The following is an 18,404-nucleotide window of genomic DNA, read 5'->3' as shown; positions in this document are numbered from 1 at the left end:
GCTTACTCCTCTGCTGCAACCGCAGGAAGCGGTTGATAATCCGGCAGGTCGGGTTCTTCGACCAGAATCTCGTCACCGGACAGGGATTTCAGGAAGGCCACCAGATCCGCTTTCTCCTGATCGTTCAGGCCAAGCGGCTGGATCAGATCGGATTTGGTTGCTGCGAATTCATTCTCGCCGCCGCCCTGGTTGTAGAACTCGACTACGTCCTCAAGCGTCTCCAACATGCCGTTATGCATGTAGGGTTCGGTGTAGAGGGTGTAGCGCAGGCTCGGTGTGCGGAACTTGCCCAGATCGGCCTTTTCCTTGGTACGGAAATAGAAGCCGGGGTCGTCCTTGGTGTGGCGATAGAAATCCTCGGTCGAGCCTTTGGAGAAAAGCTCATACCGGAAGGTCACTTGCGCCAAACCGTCATCTTCCCAGCCGCTATAAGGTGGAACGCCGGTGTTGTAGTATTTCTCATCCGACAGCAGCGCGCCGTTGTGGCATTCGGAACATTGCGCCTTGCCGGTGAACAGCTCCAGCCCGCGTTTCTGTTCGTCACTCAGCGCCGCATCATCCCCGCGCAGATAGTTGTCGAAGGGTGTGTCGGTCTGAACGATGGTGCGTTCAAACGCGGCGATGGCGCGCCATGCGTTGCTGATACGCGGCCACTGATCGCCGAAGACGTCATTAAAGCGTTCAACGTATTCGGGCACAAAAGCCAGACGGGCCTCCATCATGTCGGCCTCGCCGTTGCCGGCGACTGCACCGCCTGCAGCGGATTTGGCCTGGCTTTCAAGGCTCTTACTTGATCCCGCCCAGAACAGCTTGCCGTAGTAAGCCGAGTTCACGATGGTCTGGCTGTTGCGCCAGTGAGTCGTGCCGGGATAACCGAACGAGATCGGCGCTTCGACGTCCCAGCCCACATCGGGCAGGTGACAGGCCGAACATGGCGTGGTCTCGTTCCCGCCCAGCCGCGGATCGAAGAACAGCATCTTGCCCAGTTCGATCTTGGCCTCGGTCTGCGGGTTGTCCAGCGGGATGGGCGGCTCGCCCAGCGCCACTAACGGCGCATCGGGATCGGGGTCTGCGCCGCCGATACCGGCCTCAATCGCGATACTGTCCGCAGCGAACGCTTGCGAACCGATGGCGGCAAACAAGGCAGCGGTGGCGATTGTGCCTGAAAGGTAAGACTTAAGGTCTTTCATGGGTCCACTCCTCAGTTTGTCGTTTCGCGCCAGTTTTCGATCGGCGCATAGTCCGTATCGATCTCTTCGGCGACGAATTCGGGCCCGGTCAGCGGCTCGCCTGACAGAGCCTTAAGGAAGGCCACCAGCTGCGCTTGTTCGGTCTCAGAAAGGTTCAGCGGCTTGATGCGCGGATCCTTGTTTTCATCGTCACCGCCACCGGCGTTGTAGAAGGCCACCACATCTTCGAGCGTTTCCATCGTGCCGTTGTGCATATACGGCGCGGTATAGGTCAGCTCGCGCAGCGTGGGGGTCATGAAGGTGCCGAACGTGTCAGCGGTGTGTGTGCGGATATATGCTCCGGGGTCAGCACGCAGGTTCATGTAGTTCTCGACGCCGAGGAACTTCATCATGGTCACAAAGGTGATGTGCCGTGTCGGGTCCGCCCAGATGTCAGGGTTGTCGCCGACGCCGATATTGTGCGGCAGATCGTCAGTGAATCGCTCGCCCGAGTGGCACGAGCTACAGCCGCTGGCGTTGAACAGCTCATACCCCGCTTTGGCCTCGTCCGACATCTCGCCGGTGTCGAAGGGCGCACCGCGCGAGATCAGCGTTTTCAGATATTCCGGGATCGCGTTACGCACGCCACCGTTCGAAGGCTCACCAAATCCGGCGGCTTCGAACATCTCGACATAGACCGGGTCCTGCTTGATGCGTTCCTGCATAAGACGCATGTCCATGTTCATGGAATAGGTCTCGGTGATGCTTTCGCGGGTCACGTCATTCAGGTTGGTGCCTATCCGCCCGTCATGGAACCATGCCTCGCGCTTGGCGCTGTTGATCAGCGTTGGCACGTTGCGGAAATGCAGGTTGCCCGTATAGGCATCCGACAGGGCCTGCCCGTCGGTAAAACCGTTTTCCGGCTGGTGGCAACTGGAACAGGACAGCGCAGCGTCGCCGGACAGGCGCGGATCAAAGAAAAGTCGTTTGCCAAGGGCCGCCTTGGCTGGATCGAACTCTATGGCTTCTACCGGGCCCGGCTGGTCCGCCAGGGCCTGGTGAACCGGGAACGCAGCACTCATCGTCAGCAGCGAAACTGTCGATAGCGCCGAGAACCATGTTCTGGCTTTGGTCATCATCTAAAAGCCCCTTTTTCGCTATTCCGATCACTCGGTTTGGCCGAGGACCGGTACGGCGAACCTTAGGGGGCAGTTGTGTCGTGCTGATTTGGACGCGATGAAAAGACGTGAAAAGATGTTAAGAAATGTAACAGGCGTCAGGGAACAAGAGAACGTATGATCCGTGCAAGACTCTGAACATCAAAGGGTTTCTGCACTCGTACCGTCGTATCGCCTTCAGCCGGGCTTTCTGCGTCATCAAAATAACTGCTGACCAGAATCGTCGGAACATCCGGTCGGACAGCCCGTGCAGACGCGATAAGATCGGTCCCCATCAGCCCCGGCATCATCAAATCCGACACAATTGCGTCATAGCTGTCCGGGGCCGCCCTAAAGGCATCCAGCGCGCGCATCGGCTCGGAATAGGCCTCGACCCGGTAGCCATAGCGCGTCAGCAACCGGCGCGTGACATAGAGGATGTTTTCGTCGTCATCGACCAGCAGGATGTGCTCATCCCCCGTGACGGCGCGCGCCTCTTCCTGCTGTTGCGCGCTTAGAACCGGCATCATCGGATAGAAGAGGCTGAACCGGGTCCCCTTGCCCGGCGTCGAGGACAGTTCGACCCGACCGCGGCATTCCTCGACACTGTTGCGGACGATGGCCATGCCCAGACCAGTGCCCTTGCCCACAGGTTTGGTCGAGAAAAAGGGCTCGAATAGCTTGTCCTGCACTTCGGGCGTCATCCCCGGCCCGTCATCGGCTACGTCCAACCGGATCACCCCGATCGCGTCGTCCGGCAGGTCGTCCAACGCAGTGTCTTCGGCTTGGCTGATGCGCAACACAACTGTGCCGGGGTGATCGCCGATCGCCTCGAACGCGTTGTGGCACAGGTTCAGCAATGTCTGGAAAAACAGCGTGCCGTCAAACTCGGCAAAGGCCTGATCTATGTCGATGTCAAAGCGGGTCTCGACACTGGGCGGCGCGGCGACCTTGATCAGGTCCAGCGCCTCTTGCGTGGCTTTGACCATATCGCCGCGCTGAGGGTTGCGGGGCCGTTGGCGGGCAAAGGTCAGCATCTTGCGTACCAGCGCCTGCGCCCGACGTGCCGCGATACGAATATGATCGACCGAGGTCTGGATGTCCTCGTTTTCTTCGGCGTCCAGTTCGATCAGCTCGGCATTGCCGATGACGCTCATCAACACGTTGTTGAAATCATGCGCCACTGACCCTGCCAGAATGCCCACGGCCTCCATCTTCTGCACCTGCGCGAATTGCTCGCGGGTGCGGCGGGATTCGGTCATGTCCTCGCCGATACCGATATAGTGGGTGATGCTGCCATTCTGATCGACCAGCGGAAAAATCGCGGTCGAGACCCAGTAGTGCGTCCCGTCCTTGCGCAGGTTGCGAAACACGCCGTACCAGCTTTGCCCGTTTTTCAATCTGGCCTTGAGGTCACTGTAGACACCCTGTCCCGAATGCCCCGATTGCAGCATCTTGGGCGAATGACCATAGACCTCGTCCGGGCCATAGCCACTAAGGTCAAAGAACTTGCGGTTGGCATATTCGATCTTCAGATCAGTATCCGTGATGATGATCGAGGCCGGGCTTTGTTCGACCGCACGCGCCAGCTTGCGCTCGGCCAGCTCAACCTGTTCACGCAGCGCCAGTTCGGCCTTCAGGCGACGGTTGGCGCGCAGGATGTTGGTGATCAGAAACGTCGTGAGGATGGCGATGACCCCAACCAGAACGATCAGCCCAATCAACAGGACCGAGAAGTTGCGCACCAGACGTTCGCCATCCGAAAAGGCTCGCACCATACCGGACAAGCTTCTGTCACGCTCCTGCACCCACAGGGTTTCAAGCGTTGCCAGCGCTGCCAAAGCATCACTGTCATCGACACGCACCAAAGCGTCGATTTGTTCCGCGCTGAGACCCGCAGCGATGCCCTCTTCGATCAATGGGATGTTGCCGGTATATTCCAGTGCCACGGCCTCGATCTGTTGCAGGGCCTCCTGCTCGGTTGGGGACGGGTTAGAAGCACGATAGGCGGCGATGGCGTTCAACAGACTTTCCGATTGCCGTCGCAGACGCGGCCCCAAGTCCGGGTCATGACGCAAAACGTAGTTCTTGAAGTTGTGAATCAGACCGCCATAGCCGAAATCCTCGCGGATATCTGAAATCCAATAGCCACGCGGCGTGGTCTCGGCCGAGTATTCCTGCCACGCCACCCGCATTTCACCAATGCGCGCACCGGTCTCGCGTGACATGTAAAGAAACACAGACAGGATGATCACGAGCGCAAGGCCAATCGCAAAGGCCACCGCCAAGGGTCGCTTCAGAGACCCGCTCATCACGTCGGGACTGTCGCTCATGCCTGCACCCCTCCCTATTGGATCAACAAGAAAGGGTGTGTCACGTTTTGTACGCGCAGGCTATGGCTGCGGGCGCGGCATATCTACGCTTTGGAATCGTCGTCCAACCCGTTCGTTTCCGCAATGAAGTCGGCCATCATGGGAACGTAATCCTCACCCCGGCCGGCCGCCTCCATCGCGGCGAAGGCATTGCGCAGAGTCGCTTGAACCGGCGTGACCGCACCGATGCTGTTGGCCAGGTTCGAAAGGTACCGCATGTCCTTATGCGCGTTGGTGATGGCAAAACGATGGGCGTTTTCGTCCCGCTCCAGCGTCCATTTCATAAAGGTCTCGTAGAACCCGTTCGACAAACGACCGGGGCGCAGAACGGAATCCACCTGTTCGGCGCTCAGACCCGACTTTCGGGCCACGGCCAGCGCCTCGGAATACAGGACCGCATAGCCCATGGCGACGAAGTTGTTGATCAGCTTCATTTTGTGGCCCAATCCGACCTCACCCATGTGGACAACCAGCCCGGCCCAGCAGTCAATCACCGGCTTGATGCGCGCAAAAGTCTCGGGCGACGCGCCAACCATGGCATCCAGCGTTCCGGCTTCGGCCTCTTTGGGTGTGCGCCCCAGCGGAGCGTCGGCCAGGTCCATGCCTGCGCCACGGAGTTCCTCGGCCAGCTGCAGGGTCGAAACCGGGTCCGAGGTGGAACAATCCACAACAACCAACCCCTCTTTCCCTGCGGCGATGATCCCGTCGGGGCTCCGCACCAGCTGTTCCACTTGTGGACTGCCTGAGACACAGAGGTGGATGATATCGCAGGCCTCGGCCATCTCACGAGCCGAATGAACCTCGGTCGCGCCGCGCTGCAACAGGTCTTCGACCGGTTGGCGATTACGATGCGCCATCACCACCAGCGGATAGCCGTTTTCCACGATGTTCTTAGCCATGCCATGGCCCATCAGGCCAACACCGATAAAACCGATTACGGGTTTGTTCATGGGATTTCCTTTGTTGCTGTCGCGGCTCAGGCGTCCGAGGACTGGGACCACAGATTGACCTCTCCATTGGCGGAATAGAGGTCTATCTCGGCCAGTTCTTCGGACGTGAATTCAATGTTCTTCAGCGCGCCGATACAGTCAACGATCTGTTCCGTCCGCGACGCCCCGATCAAAGCAGTTGTGATCCCGCCTTCGCGCAGCACCCAGGCAATTGCCATCTGCGCCAGCGTCTGACCGCGCCGTTTGGCGATGGCATCAAGGTTGCGCAAATTCTGGATGGTGGCTTCGGTCAGCAGATCGGGGTTGAGGGACTTGTCCTCAGTGGCGCGACTGCCTTCGGGCAGGCCGCTCAGGTATTTGCCGGTCAGCATACCTTGCGCCAACGGCGTGAAGGCGATGGAACCGATCCCCAGCTCTTGCAGCGTGGCTTTCAACCCATCCGTTTCCACCCAACGGTTGATCATATTGTAGCTGGGCTGATGGATGATACAGGGCGTGCCCAGATCCTTAAGAATAGCCGCAGCCTCGCGCGTGCGTTGCGAGTTATAGGACGAAATGCCGACATAAAGCGCCTTGCCGGACCGCACGATCTGATCCAACGCACCCATTGTCTCCTCGAGCGGTGTGTTTGGGTCGAACCGATGGGAATAGAAGATATCGACATAGTCGAGCCCCATCCGTTTCAGGCTTTGGTCACAAGAGGCGATCAGGTATTTGCGGCTGCCCCATTCACCGTAGGGGCCGGGCCACATCCCATATCCGGCCTTGGATGAGATAACCAATTCATCCCGGTATCCGGCGAAATCAGTTTTCAAAATCTCACCAAACGCCTCTTCGGCGCTGCCCGGGGGTGGGCCATAATTGTTGGCCAGATCGAAATGCGTAATCCCCAGATCAAAGGCCGTGCGGCACAGCTGCTGCTTCAACTGATGGGGGCGATCATGCCCGAAATTATGCCACAACCCCAGCGAGATAGCAGGCAGTTTCAGCCCGCTGCTTCCGCAAGTGTTATAAATCATTTTATCGTAGCGGGTGGCACTGGGGACATATGGCATTGGGGAAAATCCTGACGATATAGCAGATCGGAGTTGGCGCTATGATATGGGTCCGGCCCCTTGCCCTCAAATGTCTTTAACTCCATTTAATACAGCGTAATGAACATCAAGGACCACAAGTTTGCCGCGCCCGGACCGAGTTTTCAAAAGCGCCTGCAACGCCATGCTGGACAGGCTGATGGCCGGGGCAGAGGTCACCAATATCTCGCAATTGGCGCGTCATTTGAGGGTCAGCCGCACTACAGTGCGGGCCGTTCTGTCCTATCTGGAAAAAAGGGGTTTGCTCGCCCGACAAGGACGGGGCTATGACGTGCAGCGCCTGCCGGAACAGGCCGATTACTTTTCAGCCGCCCAAACGATGGACACACGCGACGCGCTTGAAGCCGCGTTCATGCAGATGATCCGCAATCAAGATCTGGGCCCCGGAACGCGGCTGAACGAAGGGCAACTGGCGCGGCAGTTGGATGTCTCGGTTCAAACTATCCGCGAGTTTCTGATCGGCCTCAGCCGGTTTGGATTTGTGCGCAAGGATCACCACAGGCGCTGGGTGCTGGAGGGCGTCACCCGCCAATATGCGTTGGAGCTGCACGAGGTTCGCGTCATGTTCGAAAGCCGCGCGGTGGAAAACCTGTGCTGCCTGCCGGAGCAGCATCCGTTCTGGGGTGGTCTGGCACGGTTGCGGCAAGAGCATCAGGCTGTGACCGCCAGCGCCGATCTTTCCACGTTGGATTTCCCGGCATTGGACACCAAGTTTCACCGCTTCCTGAATGATCACGCGGGAAACCGGTTGATCGTCGGCTTCCAGGACGCGATTGCGATGATCTTCAACCACCACTACCTGTGGCCGCTAGAAAACCAGCTCGACCATCACCTGACAGCCACCGCCGATCACCTTGCCATCATCGACAGCATTGAAAGACGGGACAAGCGCAAGGCCCGTGCCGCGATGGCCGCGCATCTGGACACCACCCGCCGCCGCTTTGCCCAGGCGACTGCTAAACCGCCTGATGAACCTCGATGATGTTGCCCTCTGGGTCTTGAAAGAACACCTGGTGCCATTCCTTGGCGAAGGCTGTCCCATAGTCGGAATAGGGGATGCCGTTGTCGTCCAACAATTTCTTGAAAGCCGCAATATCGTCGGTTCTGAAGGCAATATGCCCGCGTTCAACCGGATTGATGGACTCACTGTGTTTGAATGCCACACCAAGATCTTTCTCGGCCAGATGCATCTGCATATGACCATCTGTGGCAAAACGGATCTTGCCGCTATAGCCGCTGTCTTCGGTCTCATCAGGTCGGGGGAAGTTCTCGATCGGGATGTCGTCCAGCCCGAGGACGTGCGTGTAGAAATGATGCAGGCGCTCCACGTCCTGCGAGACATAGTTGATGTGGTGGAATTCCAGTTTCATGATCCGTGCGTATCCTGACGTTGATCCGATGGGCTGCAATCATTCGGTTTGCCCCGAAGATTACGCATTCCGCATCTCCGCGAAACCGCAAATTCAAGGATATGTCTTTGCTATTGCGACAAGACCGCCACTTTCCAGTATACTGACCCCCATGCGCCAGACAGGTGCAGCAGACGGAGGGGGGAATGGAACAGCGGCTCTCGGCTATTCTGGCGGCTGACATGGTCGGGTATTCCCGGCTGATGGAACTGGACGAACTGGGCGTTCTGTCCCGGCAAAAGAAATACCGACGCGAACTGATCGACCCTGAGATCGAGCGCAGCCGCGGCAGCATTGTGAAAACCACTGGCGATGGCATGTTGGCCACCTTCGATTCTGTTCAGGACGCAGTGCGCTGCGCCGTGAACATCCAAAAAGCGATGAACCTGAATGAAACAGATCTGGAAGATGATCAGAGGATCCGCTTCCGCGTCGGCATCAATCTGGGTGATGTCATTTTTGATGAGGGCGACATCTTTGGCGACGGTGTCAACGTCGCGGCAAGGCTGGAGGGGCTGGCAGAGCCTGGCGGAGTTTGCGTCTCAGACATTGTGCATCAGGCCGTGCAAGATCGTGTCGATGCGCCGTTCCGGGACATGGGCGGGCAGCGCGTCAAGAATATCAGCCGACCGATCCGGGTTTGGCACTGGTCGCCGCAGGCCGCCCCCCGGCGCGTGGCACCCGATATCTCGCTGCAACAGCGGGTAAGGTTCTGCAAATCGGCGGATGGAGTCAATCTGGCCTGGGCCTCGACCGGACAGGGGACGCCCGTGCTCAAGGCGCCGAACTGGCTGAACCATATCGAGTATGAATGGACCAGCCCCGTCTGGGGTGATTTTCTGTCCGAGATGTCCAAGCTTTGCCATCTGGTGCGGTTCGATCAGCGTGGCAATGGGCTGTCGGACTGGGACGTGGATGATATTTCAGAGGATCGGATGATCGACGACATGATCGCCGTCGCCGATGCAGCGGGGCTGGATCAATTCGGCCTGTTCGGGATCAGCCAGGGCTCGGCCTTTTCGATCCGGTTTGCGGCCAAATATCCTGAACGCGTCAAGTTTCTGGTCCTTCTGGGCGGCTATGTCAGGGGTCGCATGATGCGGGGCGATGCCGAAGCCGAACAATTCTATCAGGCCTCCCGCGCGATGGTATCCGCCGGGTGGGGCTCACCCAATCCGGTCTATCGCCATTTCTTCACCTCATCCTACATGCCAGACGCCACCCCGGAAGAAGGCGCAAGCTTTGATGAGATGCAGCGTATCTCGGCCAGCCCCGAAACGGCGCTGCGGATCATGGAGATGAACGCTTATGTGGATGCCCGCGCGGATGCACAACGACTAAACGTGCCGACATTGGTGTTGCATGTCAGAGATGACATGGCTGCCCCGATCAGCGAAGGCCGCGAAACCGCGCGCGAAGTTCCAACCGCCGAATTCATCGAACTTCCGGGCGCCAATCACTGCATGATCCGAGGACACGCGGGCTTTGACGAGTTTTTTCAGGAGATTGGCCCTTTCCTGCGGCAGCATGGCGGCTAACCTGCCCCGCAAAACAGAGATGAAAGAGCGACTATGCGGAAATACACGACGCTGGATGAAATCGGCCCCTTGGAGGTCTGGCCTTTCGACAACCCCAGCAGCGACTACAAGATATTGGAAGGTCAGCCCAAAGCCTCTGGCCGGATGGACGACGGCGGCCCCGGACATGTAACACGCGCCGGAATCTGGCGCTGCACCAAAGGAGTGTTTGAATGCACCGAACAGGGGGATGAGCTGATGACTATCCTGTCCGGCCGTTGCCAAGTAATCGACCACAGTACAGGACACACCACCGATCTGGATGTAGGAGATAGCTATTTCGTCCGGGACGGCAGCCGCGTGTCGTGGAACATCATCGAGGATGTCACCAAGGTCTTCTTCGGGCATAAACCGGGCGGGTTCGACTGACGGAAGCGGGAATGCTGATGGCGAAAATGCCTCCGGCGATTTCCTGTACGTCTGCGCATAACGCTGCATTGCCGACGTTGGTTTGACTAAAGAAAATCTTGGAACTTTGAGTGAACTTTTACGGGGTGTTTGCGCATAGCTTTGTACGATTTGCCCATAAGTTTGCATGCTGCAGAGAACTCATCGAACAAACAGGCTCTCAGGCTTATCTGCAGTGCCTAATTGCAGTTTACTGCCAATCACCAGCCGATGAACGCCACGTCTTAGCTTCCGCATCCCAAACACTGGCTGATGCGCAAGGCGTAGGGTTTATTCCGTCACAATTGCTTCCGTGGACATCCGCAAGGACAATGCGTTGACGCCCGAAGTCAACGACCGTCCAGCCTCGGTTAAGCAAGGAGTGAACCTCCTCTTCAATCAAGAAGTGCGACATGCATCCGCCAGTTCCGCAAAAAAGAGATGCGGCGCTCGAGCACGCGAAACCAGATTCGTTCAGAACCCAGTCGCGTTGTAGATCCCCGTCGAGATCCACTCTCTCGACCGCACCCCAATCTAAATCAAACTGACCGTCGTTGAACTCCGCGCAAGCCTGTGCCGCCAGATCAACCTTCGCCTGAAAACCGGGCGGAAGTTGTGAAACATCAGCAGCGACAGCTGGTGAGGTCCAAAATAGGCCCGAAACCAGCACAATCCCTGATACCAGCCCTTTCAACAGGCGCACTTTTTGGGAAGCAGTTTGGAGGGTGGCGTCAGTTACATTGATCATACCTATAGTCCCCGTACTCCAGCCAGTTTGCCGAGCCTTCGCTAAAAATCAAAAACTCGGACCTGTCTTCCCCAAGCAGGGCAACGACAAATCCGGCCGGCGGCTCAGAGTTTCCGAAGTAACTGTAGGCCGTCATGGCTCTGATCGTCTCGCCGTTAACCGTTACTCGCGCGTCCCACTCTCCGTCCGGGTTGTCCAAAATTACGGGTTCGATCACGCGTTTTATCGCTCCGCCACCACAATAGACGATGCCTTCGGGTGCTTCGTAGGAGGCCTCCTGGCTAACATTCGAGTTGCACGCAGAACGAAGGGATCGAATTGCCGCGCTGGAACCCTTCAAGTCAAAGATTCCATAGCTGACGTCTTGATCAATCATGGACAGATTAACCGATGCATTTGCTGCAAGCTGGTCCAGTACAAAATCATAATCCTGCTGGCTGTTGAAACTGGCCTCGACGGGATAGTTGTCGACGATCTGCAAAGCAGCGTTTTCTGCGCCAACCTGAAAAGCACCAACTTCGGTGGTGCCGCTCTTAAAAAACCGAATGGAAAGCCCTTGCTTCTGCACAATGTCCTGGCTGTCCTCGTATCCAGCCGGAGCAAAGCGGATACGGTCACACTGAAGTTCCAGCGTCATGTTTCCGGTTTGAATAAATGCATTGGGATTAGGCCCGGAACTGAACGACCACTCCGCCGATGCAGTGGTCGCCATTGCCATCATCAACACTCCAATGGAAATCGTTTTGAAACTCATTTTCACTCTCCATGGTGTTGCGGTTCGGACTTTCACCCAGCAGGGTTCCTGGCTTGTTTCCCGGAAAACAAGGTCAGGAAACAGATTCGCCGTATTCGTTTGCGCCTTCTTGGGAAGGTCGTGTCAGCCACCAGATCATCAGAATGGACAGAACGAACTGAAGGATTGAGACAACAACGACACCGGTCACACCCAAAACTGCCGCAGGTCCTCGCAATGCATCGGGATTTTCGGTCCCTTGCTCCAATACCGAAAAGAACGCCACCCCACCCAGCAAAACAAAAAGCGTTGTAATGCTGAGCGCCATCGGCAACAGCAAGTACCAGCCAGGTCGCCCTGTATCGTGCAGCCTTCTCCAACCGACGGCGAGCATGGGTATTATGACGGCCAGTTGGAAAACTGAGGACAGAACCTGAGAGCCTTGGCCCGTTTCGGGGTTGGTTCCAAAAAGGATCGAATCCAACATGGCTAAAGCGGCACTCACGACAACCACAAACAAGAAGAACCACCAGTATTCTGAGCGTAAAGCCCGGCCGGAAAACTGGAAGTATTTCGAAAAACACGTTTTAACGGCTTCACCAAATCCCATTTTTCACTCCTTTATTGACTTTCTGTGCGCCGAAAAACGCTTCGCCGCTCAGAAGAACTCACGCGACCCTAAGGATGCGCCCACGAATCTTTTTGTTTGAAGGCAGAGGCCTATCGTACGAGAGCGTAAAGAAGTTTACGCGCGGAAAAAATGTTGATTTATTAAAAAATAGATTCAAACATGCGAATTCGACACAACTTTCATTTTACCTCCGTTGTTGTCGTTGTTGCTCGCGTTGCCGGGCCCTTCCAGCCGCTAGAGTGAGTGCTGGCGGTTGGAAGACTTTCTAAAGTGATCGTGCTTAGGAGGACGCGATGCTCAATTTCAACAAGAGATCACTCTCTTCAAAGCTCGCTCTAGCTTTTGCCTGTGACGTCATTTGGCCATCATGCGTTGTTGGCCGTCTTGGCAATCAACAAAGTATCGATCCGCTGACCAAGCCAGCAAGCTGCGGGTTTTGGGCAAGGTAGTCACAGGATCAAGGCATGTTTTATTGGCTGTCCAGTCGCCAGAGATTCTAACAAGCGCATCCAATTTCAATAATTTCATGGGAACAAGAGGGAGAAGAAAATGTCTAACAAGATGGTGATGGTTGCAGGCGCAACTTGTTTCGCATTGCTTGCAGCCTGCGACGATACGAGTACATCAAGCGCGTCCGCCGACCTCACGCCGGCTCAGCAGGCGTGTTTGCGAGATGTAGCCAGCACAACGAACAATTCGCAAGTCGTGGTGCTCTCATCCGCGTTTAGCGAGGCAGGAACACAGGTCACTGTAGGCGTTGGCGAGGATCGTGCTCCTTGGAATTGCATTGCTTACAGTGATGGCACGACAGCTGGTATCGAGTTCCTGGGCGACGAAGGCGCATTGTGACCAGTTTGGTGCGCGGCGGAGCACGGTTGCGCAGTACTGGCTCGCTCTTTGGAAAGCTCGGCTTGGCCTGCCGGATACGCCTTTCAGGCTATGGCGTAGGCATCCGTTACGGATCATCGGATGCACCAATTGACCGATTAGGAGTTTTGCAAGCAAAGCGAAACCTCTACGAGAAAGAGGCCTGCATGGATGCTAGGTTAGACCTTCTGGTGACTACCACTGGCCACGTGCCAATTGCATTATCGTACGGGCTGATATTCGGTAGTTCGATCCCAGTTTTGCTGGGACTTCCGGTGGAAGGAACGGGCCAGACGCATGTCTTCTGTGCGATTATGGGTCTTTACGTAGCAATCGCTTTGTTTTGGTCAGCGACCGTGGCGAAACCGGACTTACAGCGCACTGCGCTATGGGTTCTATTTTTGTCTATCTCGGGATTGGCCGCAGGATGCATACTTAGCATATTTTTTGATGGCGTCCCGAAAGGGATACTTCTCTTTTATCTTGCAGCCGCGATTACAATTGCAGCTCTGGCGGCGGTTTCACTGAAAAAACGTACGATGAAACAGGAAGTGGTAAAATGGTAAGGTTTGGCTTTGTTCTCTCGATGATTGCAACACTAGCAGTTTCGACATCCGCTTTTGCACAATCTTCACCTGTCCAGATTGCGGTGGACGAAAACTTCTTAGAACTTGAGACTGCAGTTGCCGATGCGGGAGCTACTCCGATCGCATCGATAGATCATGCGCGCCTGGCCGAGGCCGAAGGTGTCGAAATGCCAGCGTCTCGTGTACTCGTATTCTCTGATCCAGAGATAAACACGCCAATTCTGGAAGAGAACGTACGAGCAGGTCTGGATCTTCCTTTTCGCTTTCTTTCCTTCGATCAGGATGGTCACCCGCAGATCGCATACACAGACTCTCAGTTTCTCAAAGTGCGTCATGGTCTGAATAATAGCCAAGCGTTGAATGCATTTGAGAACAAGTTGCTCGAAGTCCTGAACGACTTGGATGCAGCACCAGCACCGACCAAAGGATTACTTGCAAACTATGGCATCATCGAATTGCGATCTGAGCTCAGCGTGTCAGAGGCAGTAGAACGTCTCAGGACAGCTGTGATGGGACAGGACGATACAGTCTGGTTTGGGGAGATGGATTTTGCGGCCGAAGCGTCCCAACTGGGGGCGCAGCTACCGGATGCTGTTCTCTTGTTATTCGGCGGACCAGCACCCGGTGGTGTGGCAATGGCGGGTTTTCCGGCAATTGGATTGGATGCCTTTTGCCAAAAACTATTGGTTTACGCGAACGAAGAAGGCGGCTCCGTAGTCATTTTCAATGACATCGCTGCCTTGGCAGAATTGCACTACGGTTCCTCAGCCGAGCCTCATCACGGTTTGAACAAAAGGCTTACGGCAACATTTCAATCCGCAATTGAATGACCTTTGGTCAGAAGTCACAATTATCAGAGTTTTATTCTTCGAATTTCACTGCCCCTTTTTGGCTCAATCAGATCGGCATCCAAAATCCGGCAGCGGGCGAACAAAACTGGCACCCAAGAACGCAGCGGGTGGGACGGTTCGGCACCTGCGCAAAATGCAAGATTGTCCACCGCGCCTATCGGAGCGAGTTGGGGCAATCTTCCGGCTTGTTCAAGTGACGATCAACGAGAGTCAAAGGTCGAAATCCCGAGCGGATCATAGACGTTAGACTGCGTTGATTGCGAGTGATCGTGATAGTGGGCCTTACTGCGTGCGTGGCGTAGTGACGCCATCAACACTCGTTCCGGATTATCGATCAACTGGCCTGCATCGGCTTCGTCATTGTCTTCTCCCGCTGCAGGAGGAGCGGGCTGTAGACGGCCTTCAAGTACAGTTCCCCACACATTGATATCGGCCAGCGTCAAAGGATCCACAGTTAGCGGATTTTCTTCAAGGATTGTGAAGTTGGCCAGTTTGCCAGGCTCGATGGAACCGATCTCATCCTCCAATTGCAGGGAATAGGCTGCACCGATGGTGATACCTTGCAGCGCGTCTTCGGCACTGATGCGCTGGTCCGGACCAACGACACGGCCACTCGTGGAAATCCGATTGACAGCAGCCCACATGTACTTCAGCGGCTCTGCAGGAGCCATCGGCATGTCCGAGTGCATCGAAAAGGGGATACCTGCCCGAACGGCGTCACCTAGTGGCACCATGCGCTCTGTGCGCTCGCTACCCACGCTGCCTGCGGAATACCGATCTGCGAGCGTCGGCGTATAAACGGAATTGCCACTGACAATCGCGCCAAGACGTTTAATACGTGCGATCTGATCTGGTTGAGCGTAGCCAAAGTGCACCACGACGGTGCGATGGTCATATCGCGGATTGCGCTGCATGGCGTCTTCAAGAGCATCAAGAAGGATGTCCAGACCGCCGTCTCCTAGATTGTGAACATGGACCTGAAAACCTGCGTCCCAATAAAGGTCGAACACCTGCTTGAAGAAATCAGGCGTCATAATCCATTGACCTTCATGCCCGTCCAGATAGCCGTCGCGCATGATCATTAATTCACTGAAGATCGCACCATCTAACAGGAGCTTGACTTGCTTAGGTAGGAACTGGGTTCGGCCTTCGCTCCACGCCAGCATAGCTTCGGTCTCGGCCAGTACTTTTTCGGGGCCCTCTGTGTTCAGAAACATACTCCCAAGCGTTCGACCGTCCGGAATAAAGTAAAAGTTGAACGGCGTGTCGTCTGGCCCGAACGCTTCTGCCACCAGAGCTTGGGCGTTCTGATCCACAGGGCCAGCAGGCTCTGCCAGGGTCGTGATCCCGCTGCGGTGATAATAGTTCTCTGTGAACTCCAGCGCCTCCATGACCCTGTCGATAGATGCATAGACCGGAGCAAACTTCTCAAAGAACACATGCTCCCAGAATGCAGCTTCAAGGAAGAGGCCTTTTTCAATATTGGCTTGAGACCGGGCCAGTTCGCTTGACCAGCCGGCAATGTATTCTTCGGTGATTTCAAGTTGTTCGAGGGCAACCGAGTTGAAGTACATCTCGTGGGTGGAGCGTTGCCATACAGCCAGCGGGATATCGGGGGCCAGTTCGTCCAAAATCGCACGGCTCATGTCACCGTGCCATGACGCGTGATACCCCCAGACCATCAGCGGTCGCCCGCTGCTTCGATCATATGTGTTGATGACCTCGGACAGACGTTGGCGAAACTCCTCCTCGCTATTGGCAAGAGGCGCAAATCCCGCTGGCGATTGCCAGTCCTCGATGGAAATGATGGCATCCGACATCATCGCAAGTGCGCCCAGAAGCGGGTGCAAATGCTGTTCAATAAACCCGGGCACCATGACCTTGTCTTCAAAGCTGCGGTCAATTGCATAGCTACCTTCGGGTAGGCGACCCTCGATTTCCTCCAGGGTTCCAACGTCAGTAATTCGACCATTCCTGACCGCCACCGCCTCAACCACCGGGGCGTCCGGATTCATGGTGAGAACTTCTCCACCGACGTAGACAGTTGTGCCGGGAAACTCAGGGAAACGCTCGAAGGCGTCTTGCAATGAGGGGGACTGTGCAGCGCCGTGAAGCGGCATCAGCGCAAAAGCGAATACTGTGAGAGACTTAAAGAACTTCATTGATGCCTCCGGGACATATATAAATTGCTTCGATCAGAGCAGGCTGATCTGCGATGTGTCAACCTAAGCCCTCAGTCACTCAATACTGACTGAGCAACCCAAACTTGAAAGCCACTTTCGTTGACCGCTGTGGGCTCACAGCAGTCATTCGCCCAAATTCGCAGAATGCCTGCATTGGAAACAACGTTGGACTTTCACCAGGCAGCATAGAACGGCAGTAAATCTCGAATTCCCAAGAAAACGGACTAAGCTTTGCCTCGTAAAACTAAGTTGTTCAGTTCTTTGAAAACCAGATTTTGACAAGCCGACTGCGGCCGTACTTTAGTTGCAACTCATTTGGAGCGATACTGCGATGCTAAACACTTCGTTACTTTCAAAGTCCAATTTTCCAGTTTTTGCGCTTATTGGAGGTTTGATTATGCAAAGCCTTGGAACTTCTCCTGTACATGCTGAAGACGACCCATACGCAACGCCGCGAGAAGATTTTTCCATCCGCGACCTGAGGAATGGTTACACAGCCAAGCAAGCCTACGACCTGAGCTCTGAATGGAATTTGCAGAAGTTCCTCGACATTACCGAAGCCGGGGCGTTTTCGTACATGAACCTCGCCGAGTTCCTGCCAAGTTCGGTTATTCGCCGCGACGGGGCCGTCGCGATGCTTGCGGCAAACCTTAACGGTGCCATAGGTGCCACGAGTGTCCCAGGCGCTGATGGAAAGGCTGTCTCGATTGACGAGATGATTAATGCCGACGATTCCACGGTGCAGGGCGTTATGGTTCTTCACAACGGCGAAATCGCTTACGAGGTTTACCCAGGAATGCGACGGACGGACAACCACGTCTGGATGTCCAATGCAAAGATCCTCTCAAGCTTGCTGATCGGTCAATTGGAAGATGAGGGTAAGATCGACGTTCAGAAAACGGTTGGCGATTATGTAGATGGCACCAAAGGAACAGCTTGGGAGAGCATAAAAGTCATCGACGTCCTGAACATGCAGTCTGGTTTGGATCTGGAAGAGAACCCCCTTTCACGCAAGGGCGACACACCGTATGGGCGTTTTGTCAGGGCTGAGGTTGGTGTTCCGAACGAAGCAGGGGTCCTGCAAACGCATAACGAAGCCCTCTTTGCTATACCCAAGCTGCGGGAACCGGCTGAGGCCTTCGAATACTCCTCTGCAAACACACAAATGCTTGGTCTTGTCATTGAATCCGTCACGAACCAGCGACTTGGCGAAGCGATCACGGAACGGGTCTGGGGCAAAGCCGGAATGACTGGAGATGCCACCCTAGCGCTGTCACCTCAAGGAAACGGCATCATACACGGTCTGATCAGCAGCCGCTTGATCGACATGGCAAAGATTGGCCTGCTCTACACGCCAAGCTGGGACAAGACAGCATCAGATCGCGTTGTATCTGAAAAGATGATCAACACGATCCAAACAGCGGGTATCGCCGAAAACTACATGAAGGGAACACTTGGTCCGCACCTTTCTGAAGCATTCCGTGAACAACCGATGGCAAACGCATACCAATGGGATGCCGTTTTTGCCGATGGCGATTTCTACAAAAGTGGGATGAATGGCCAAGGCATCTATGTCTCGCCAAGAAAAGACGCAGTCGTCGTTTGGTACGCAACCGGAGGCGCGAGTATCGACATGGAAGCTTACGCCAGGGCCATTGTGAATTCTCTGTAAGTCGGATCACGCACTGG

Annotated in this window: 17 protein-coding genes; 7 read left to right on the top strand and 10 right to left on the bottom strand. The window is 55.6% G+C overall.

The window, feature by feature from the left end; translation table 11 throughout:
- Positions 1–2: 2 nt before the first annotated feature.
- From ACR0DB_RS14470 to mgrA, 5 genes are all read right to left on the bottom strand, one after another.
- Positions 3–1,190 (bottom strand): cytochrome-c peroxidase, encoded by a 1,188-nt coding sequence (locus ACR0DB_RS14470; protein ID WP_480551805.1) that lies wholly within the window; start codon positions 1,188–1,190, stop codon positions 3–5.
- A gap of 11 nt (positions 1,191–1,201) precedes the next feature.
- Positions 1,202–2,305, bottom strand: a complete 1,104-nt coding sequence (locus ACR0DB_RS14465; RefSeq protein ID WP_480551803.1) for a cytochrome-c peroxidase — start codon at positions 2,303–2,305, stop codon at positions 1,202–1,204.
- A 140-nt stretch (positions 2,306–2,445) separates the two neighbouring features.
- A complete protein-coding gene (locus tag ACR0DB_RS14460) occupies positions 2,446–4,659 on the bottom strand; it encodes a hybrid sensor histidine kinase/response regulator (RefSeq protein ID WP_480551801.1) in 2,214 nt (737 codons plus the stop codon).
- An 83-nt stretch (positions 4,660–4,742) separates the two neighbouring features.
- The gene (locus ACR0DB_RS14455; RefSeq protein WP_336510183.1) at positions 4,743–5,699 is read right to left on the bottom strand and encodes an NAD(P)-dependent oxidoreductase; all 957 of its coding nucleotides are present in this window, start codon (positions 5,697–5,699) and stop codon (positions 4,743–4,745) included.
- Entirely contained in the window at positions 5,675–6,703 is a 1,029-nt protein-coding gene (gene mgrA, locus ACR0DB_RS14450; RefSeq protein ID WP_480551799.1) for an L-glyceraldehyde 3-phosphate reductase, read from the bottom strand. Before mgrA ends, ACR0DB_RS14455 begins: the two co-directional genes overlap by 25 nt.
- Before the next feature lie 121 nt (positions 6,704–6,824).
- On the opposite strand from mgrA, the gene ACR0DB_RS14445 reads away from it, so the two are divergent.
- Positions 6,825–7,724 (top strand): GntR family transcriptional regulator, encoded by a 900-nt coding sequence (locus tag ACR0DB_RS14445; protein WP_480551797.1) that lies wholly within the window; start codon positions 6,825–6,827, stop codon positions 7,722–7,724.
- Here ACR0DB_RS14445 and ACR0DB_RS14440 read toward each other — a convergent pair.
- Positions 7,699–8,112: a VOC family protein gene (locus tag ACR0DB_RS14440; protein ID WP_170787455.1), complete on the bottom strand. Its 414-nt coding sequence runs from the start codon at positions 8,110–8,112 to the stop codon at positions 7,699–7,701. The genes ACR0DB_RS14445 and ACR0DB_RS14440 overlap by 26 nt on opposite strands.
- 185 nt (positions 8,113–8,297) lie before the next feature.
- Here ACR0DB_RS14440 and ACR0DB_RS14435 point away from each other — a divergent pair, with 185 nt between their 5' ends.
- Together ACR0DB_RS14435 and ACR0DB_RS14430 are read left to right on the top strand one after the other, a co-directional pair.
- Positions 8,298–9,689, top strand: coding sequence for an alpha/beta fold hydrolase (locus ACR0DB_RS14435; RefSeq protein WP_480551794.1), 1,392 nt, complete (start codon positions 8,298–8,300; stop codon positions 9,687–9,689).
- 33 nt (positions 9,690–9,722) lie between these two features.
- The gene (locus ACR0DB_RS14430; protein ID WP_480551792.1) at positions 9,723–10,097 is read left to right on the top strand and encodes a cupin domain-containing protein; all 375 of its coding nucleotides are present in this window, start codon (positions 9,723–9,725) and stop codon (positions 10,095–10,097) included.
- 229 nt (positions 10,098–10,326) lie between these two features.
- On the opposite strand, the gene ACR0DB_RS14425 is transcribed toward ACR0DB_RS14430, so the two are convergent.
- From ACR0DB_RS14425 to ACR0DB_RS14415, 3 genes are all read right to left on the bottom strand, one after another.
- Positions 10,327–10,863 carry a hypothetical protein gene (locus ACR0DB_RS14425; protein WP_480551790.1) on the bottom strand — a complete coding sequence of 179 codons (537 nt, stop codon included), beginning with the start codon at positions 10,861–10,863 and terminating at the stop codon, positions 10,327–10,329.
- Positions 10,847–11,617 carry a hypothetical protein gene (locus ACR0DB_RS14420; RefSeq protein WP_480551788.1) on the bottom strand — a complete coding sequence of 257 codons (771 nt, stop codon included), beginning with the start codon at positions 11,615–11,617 and terminating at the stop codon, positions 10,847–10,849. The genes ACR0DB_RS14425 and ACR0DB_RS14420 overlap by 17 nt, the downstream gene beginning before the upstream one ends.
- Positions 11,618–11,690: 73 nt before the next feature.
- Positions 11,691–12,206, bottom strand: a complete 516-nt coding sequence (locus ACR0DB_RS14415; protein ID WP_480551786.1) for a DUF805 domain-containing protein — start codon at positions 12,204–12,206, stop codon at positions 11,691–11,693.
- Positions 12,207–12,776: 570 nt separating this feature from the next.
- Between ACR0DB_RS14415 and ACR0DB_RS14410 the strand changes: the two genes are divergently transcribed.
- Genes ACR0DB_RS14410 through ACR0DB_RS14400 form a run of 3 tightly spaced genes read left to right on the top strand, consistent with a single transcriptional unit; the run spans position 12,777 to position 14,511 of the window.
- On the top strand, positions 12,777–13,076 hold the full coding sequence (locus ACR0DB_RS14410) for a hypothetical protein (protein WP_480551784.1): 300 nt from the start codon (positions 12,777–12,779) through the stop codon (positions 13,074–13,076).
- Positions 13,073–13,660 carry a DUF4345 domain-containing protein gene (locus ACR0DB_RS14405; protein WP_480551782.1) on the top strand — a complete coding sequence of 196 codons (588 nt, stop codon included), beginning with the start codon at positions 13,073–13,075 and terminating at the stop codon, positions 13,658–13,660. The genes ACR0DB_RS14410 and ACR0DB_RS14405 overlap by 4 nt, the downstream gene beginning before the upstream one ends.
- Positions 13,654–14,511, top strand: coding sequence for a DUF302 domain-containing protein (locus ACR0DB_RS14400; protein WP_480551780.1), 858 nt, complete (start codon positions 13,654–13,656; stop codon positions 14,509–14,511). Before ACR0DB_RS14405 ends, ACR0DB_RS14400 begins: the two co-directional genes overlap by 7 nt.
- Before the next feature lie 221 nt (positions 14,512–14,732).
- Here ACR0DB_RS14400 and ACR0DB_RS14395 read toward each other — a convergent pair whose 3' ends face one another.
- Positions 14,733–16,694: an amidohydrolase gene (locus ACR0DB_RS14395; RefSeq protein WP_480551778.1), complete on the bottom strand. Its 1,962-nt coding sequence runs from the start codon at positions 16,692–16,694 to the stop codon at positions 14,733–14,735.
- A 352-nt stretch (positions 16,695–17,046) separates the two neighbouring features.
- On the opposite strand from ACR0DB_RS14395, the gene ACR0DB_RS14390 reads away from it, so the two are divergent.
- Entirely contained in the window at positions 17,047–18,387 is a 1,341-nt protein-coding gene (locus ACR0DB_RS14390) for a serine hydrolase domain-containing protein (protein WP_480551776.1), read from the top strand.
- Positions 18,388–18,404: the final 17 nt, after the last annotated feature.

This window comes from Ruegeria sp. AB6, assembly GCF_056542685.1.
Note: the sequence above shows the minus strand (reverse complement) of the source record. Positions and strands in the feature narration are given on the sequence as shown.

Bases quoted from the DNA above. Each gene is read 5' to 3' on its own strand.
- ACR0DB_RS14470 (WP_480551805.1), bottom strand. From the start codon at position 1,190: ATGAAAGACCTTAAGTCTTACCTTTCAGGCACAATCGCCACCGCTGCC.
- ACR0DB_RS14465 (WP_480551803.1), bottom strand. From the start codon at position 2,305: ATGACCAAAGCCAGAACATGGTTCTCGGCGCTATCGACAGTTTCGCTG.
- ACR0DB_RS14460 (WP_480551801.1), bottom strand. From the start codon at position 4,659: ATGAGCGACAGTCCCGACGTGATGAGCGGGTCTCTGAAGCGACCCTTG.
- mgrA (WP_480551799.1), bottom strand. From the start codon at position 6,703: ATGCCATATGTCCCCAGTGCCACCCGCTACGATAAAATGATTTATAAC.
- ACR0DB_RS14440 (WP_170787455.1), bottom strand. From the start codon at position 8,112: ATGAAACTGGAATTCCACCACATCAACTATGTCTCGCAGGACGTGGAG.
- ACR0DB_RS14435 (WP_480551794.1), top strand. From the start codon at position 8,298: ATGGAACAGCGGCTCTCGGCTATTCTGGCGGCTGACATGGTCGGGTAT.
- ACR0DB_RS14430 (WP_480551792.1), top strand. From the start codon at position 9,723: ATGCGGAAATACACGACGCTGGATGAAATCGGCCCCTTGGAGGTCTGG.
- ACR0DB_RS14425 (WP_480551790.1), bottom strand. From the start codon at position 10,863: ATGATCAATGTAACTGACGCCACCCTCCAAACTGCTTCCCAAAAAGTG.
- ACR0DB_RS14420 (WP_480551788.1), bottom strand. From the start codon at position 11,617: ATGAGTTTCAAAACGATTTCCATTGGAGTGTTGATGATGGCAATGGCG.
- ACR0DB_RS14415 (WP_480551786.1), bottom strand. From the start codon at position 12,206: ATGGGATTTGGTGAAGCCGTTAAAACGTGTTTTTCGAAATACTTCCAG.
- ACR0DB_RS14410 (WP_480551784.1), top strand. From the start codon at position 12,777: ATGTCTAACAAGATGGTGATGGTTGCAGGCGCAACTTGTTTCGCATTG.
- ACR0DB_RS14400 (WP_480551780.1), top strand. From the start codon at position 13,654: ATGGTAAGGTTTGGCTTTGTTCTCTCGATGATTGCAACACTAGCAGTT.
- ACR0DB_RS14395 (WP_480551778.1), bottom strand. From the start codon at position 16,694: ATGAAGTTCTTTAAGTCTCTCACAGTATTCGCTTTTGCGCTGATGCCG.
- ACR0DB_RS14390 (WP_480551776.1), top strand. From the start codon at position 17,047: ATGCTAAACACTTCGTTACTTTCAAAGTCCAATTTTCCAGTTTTTGCG.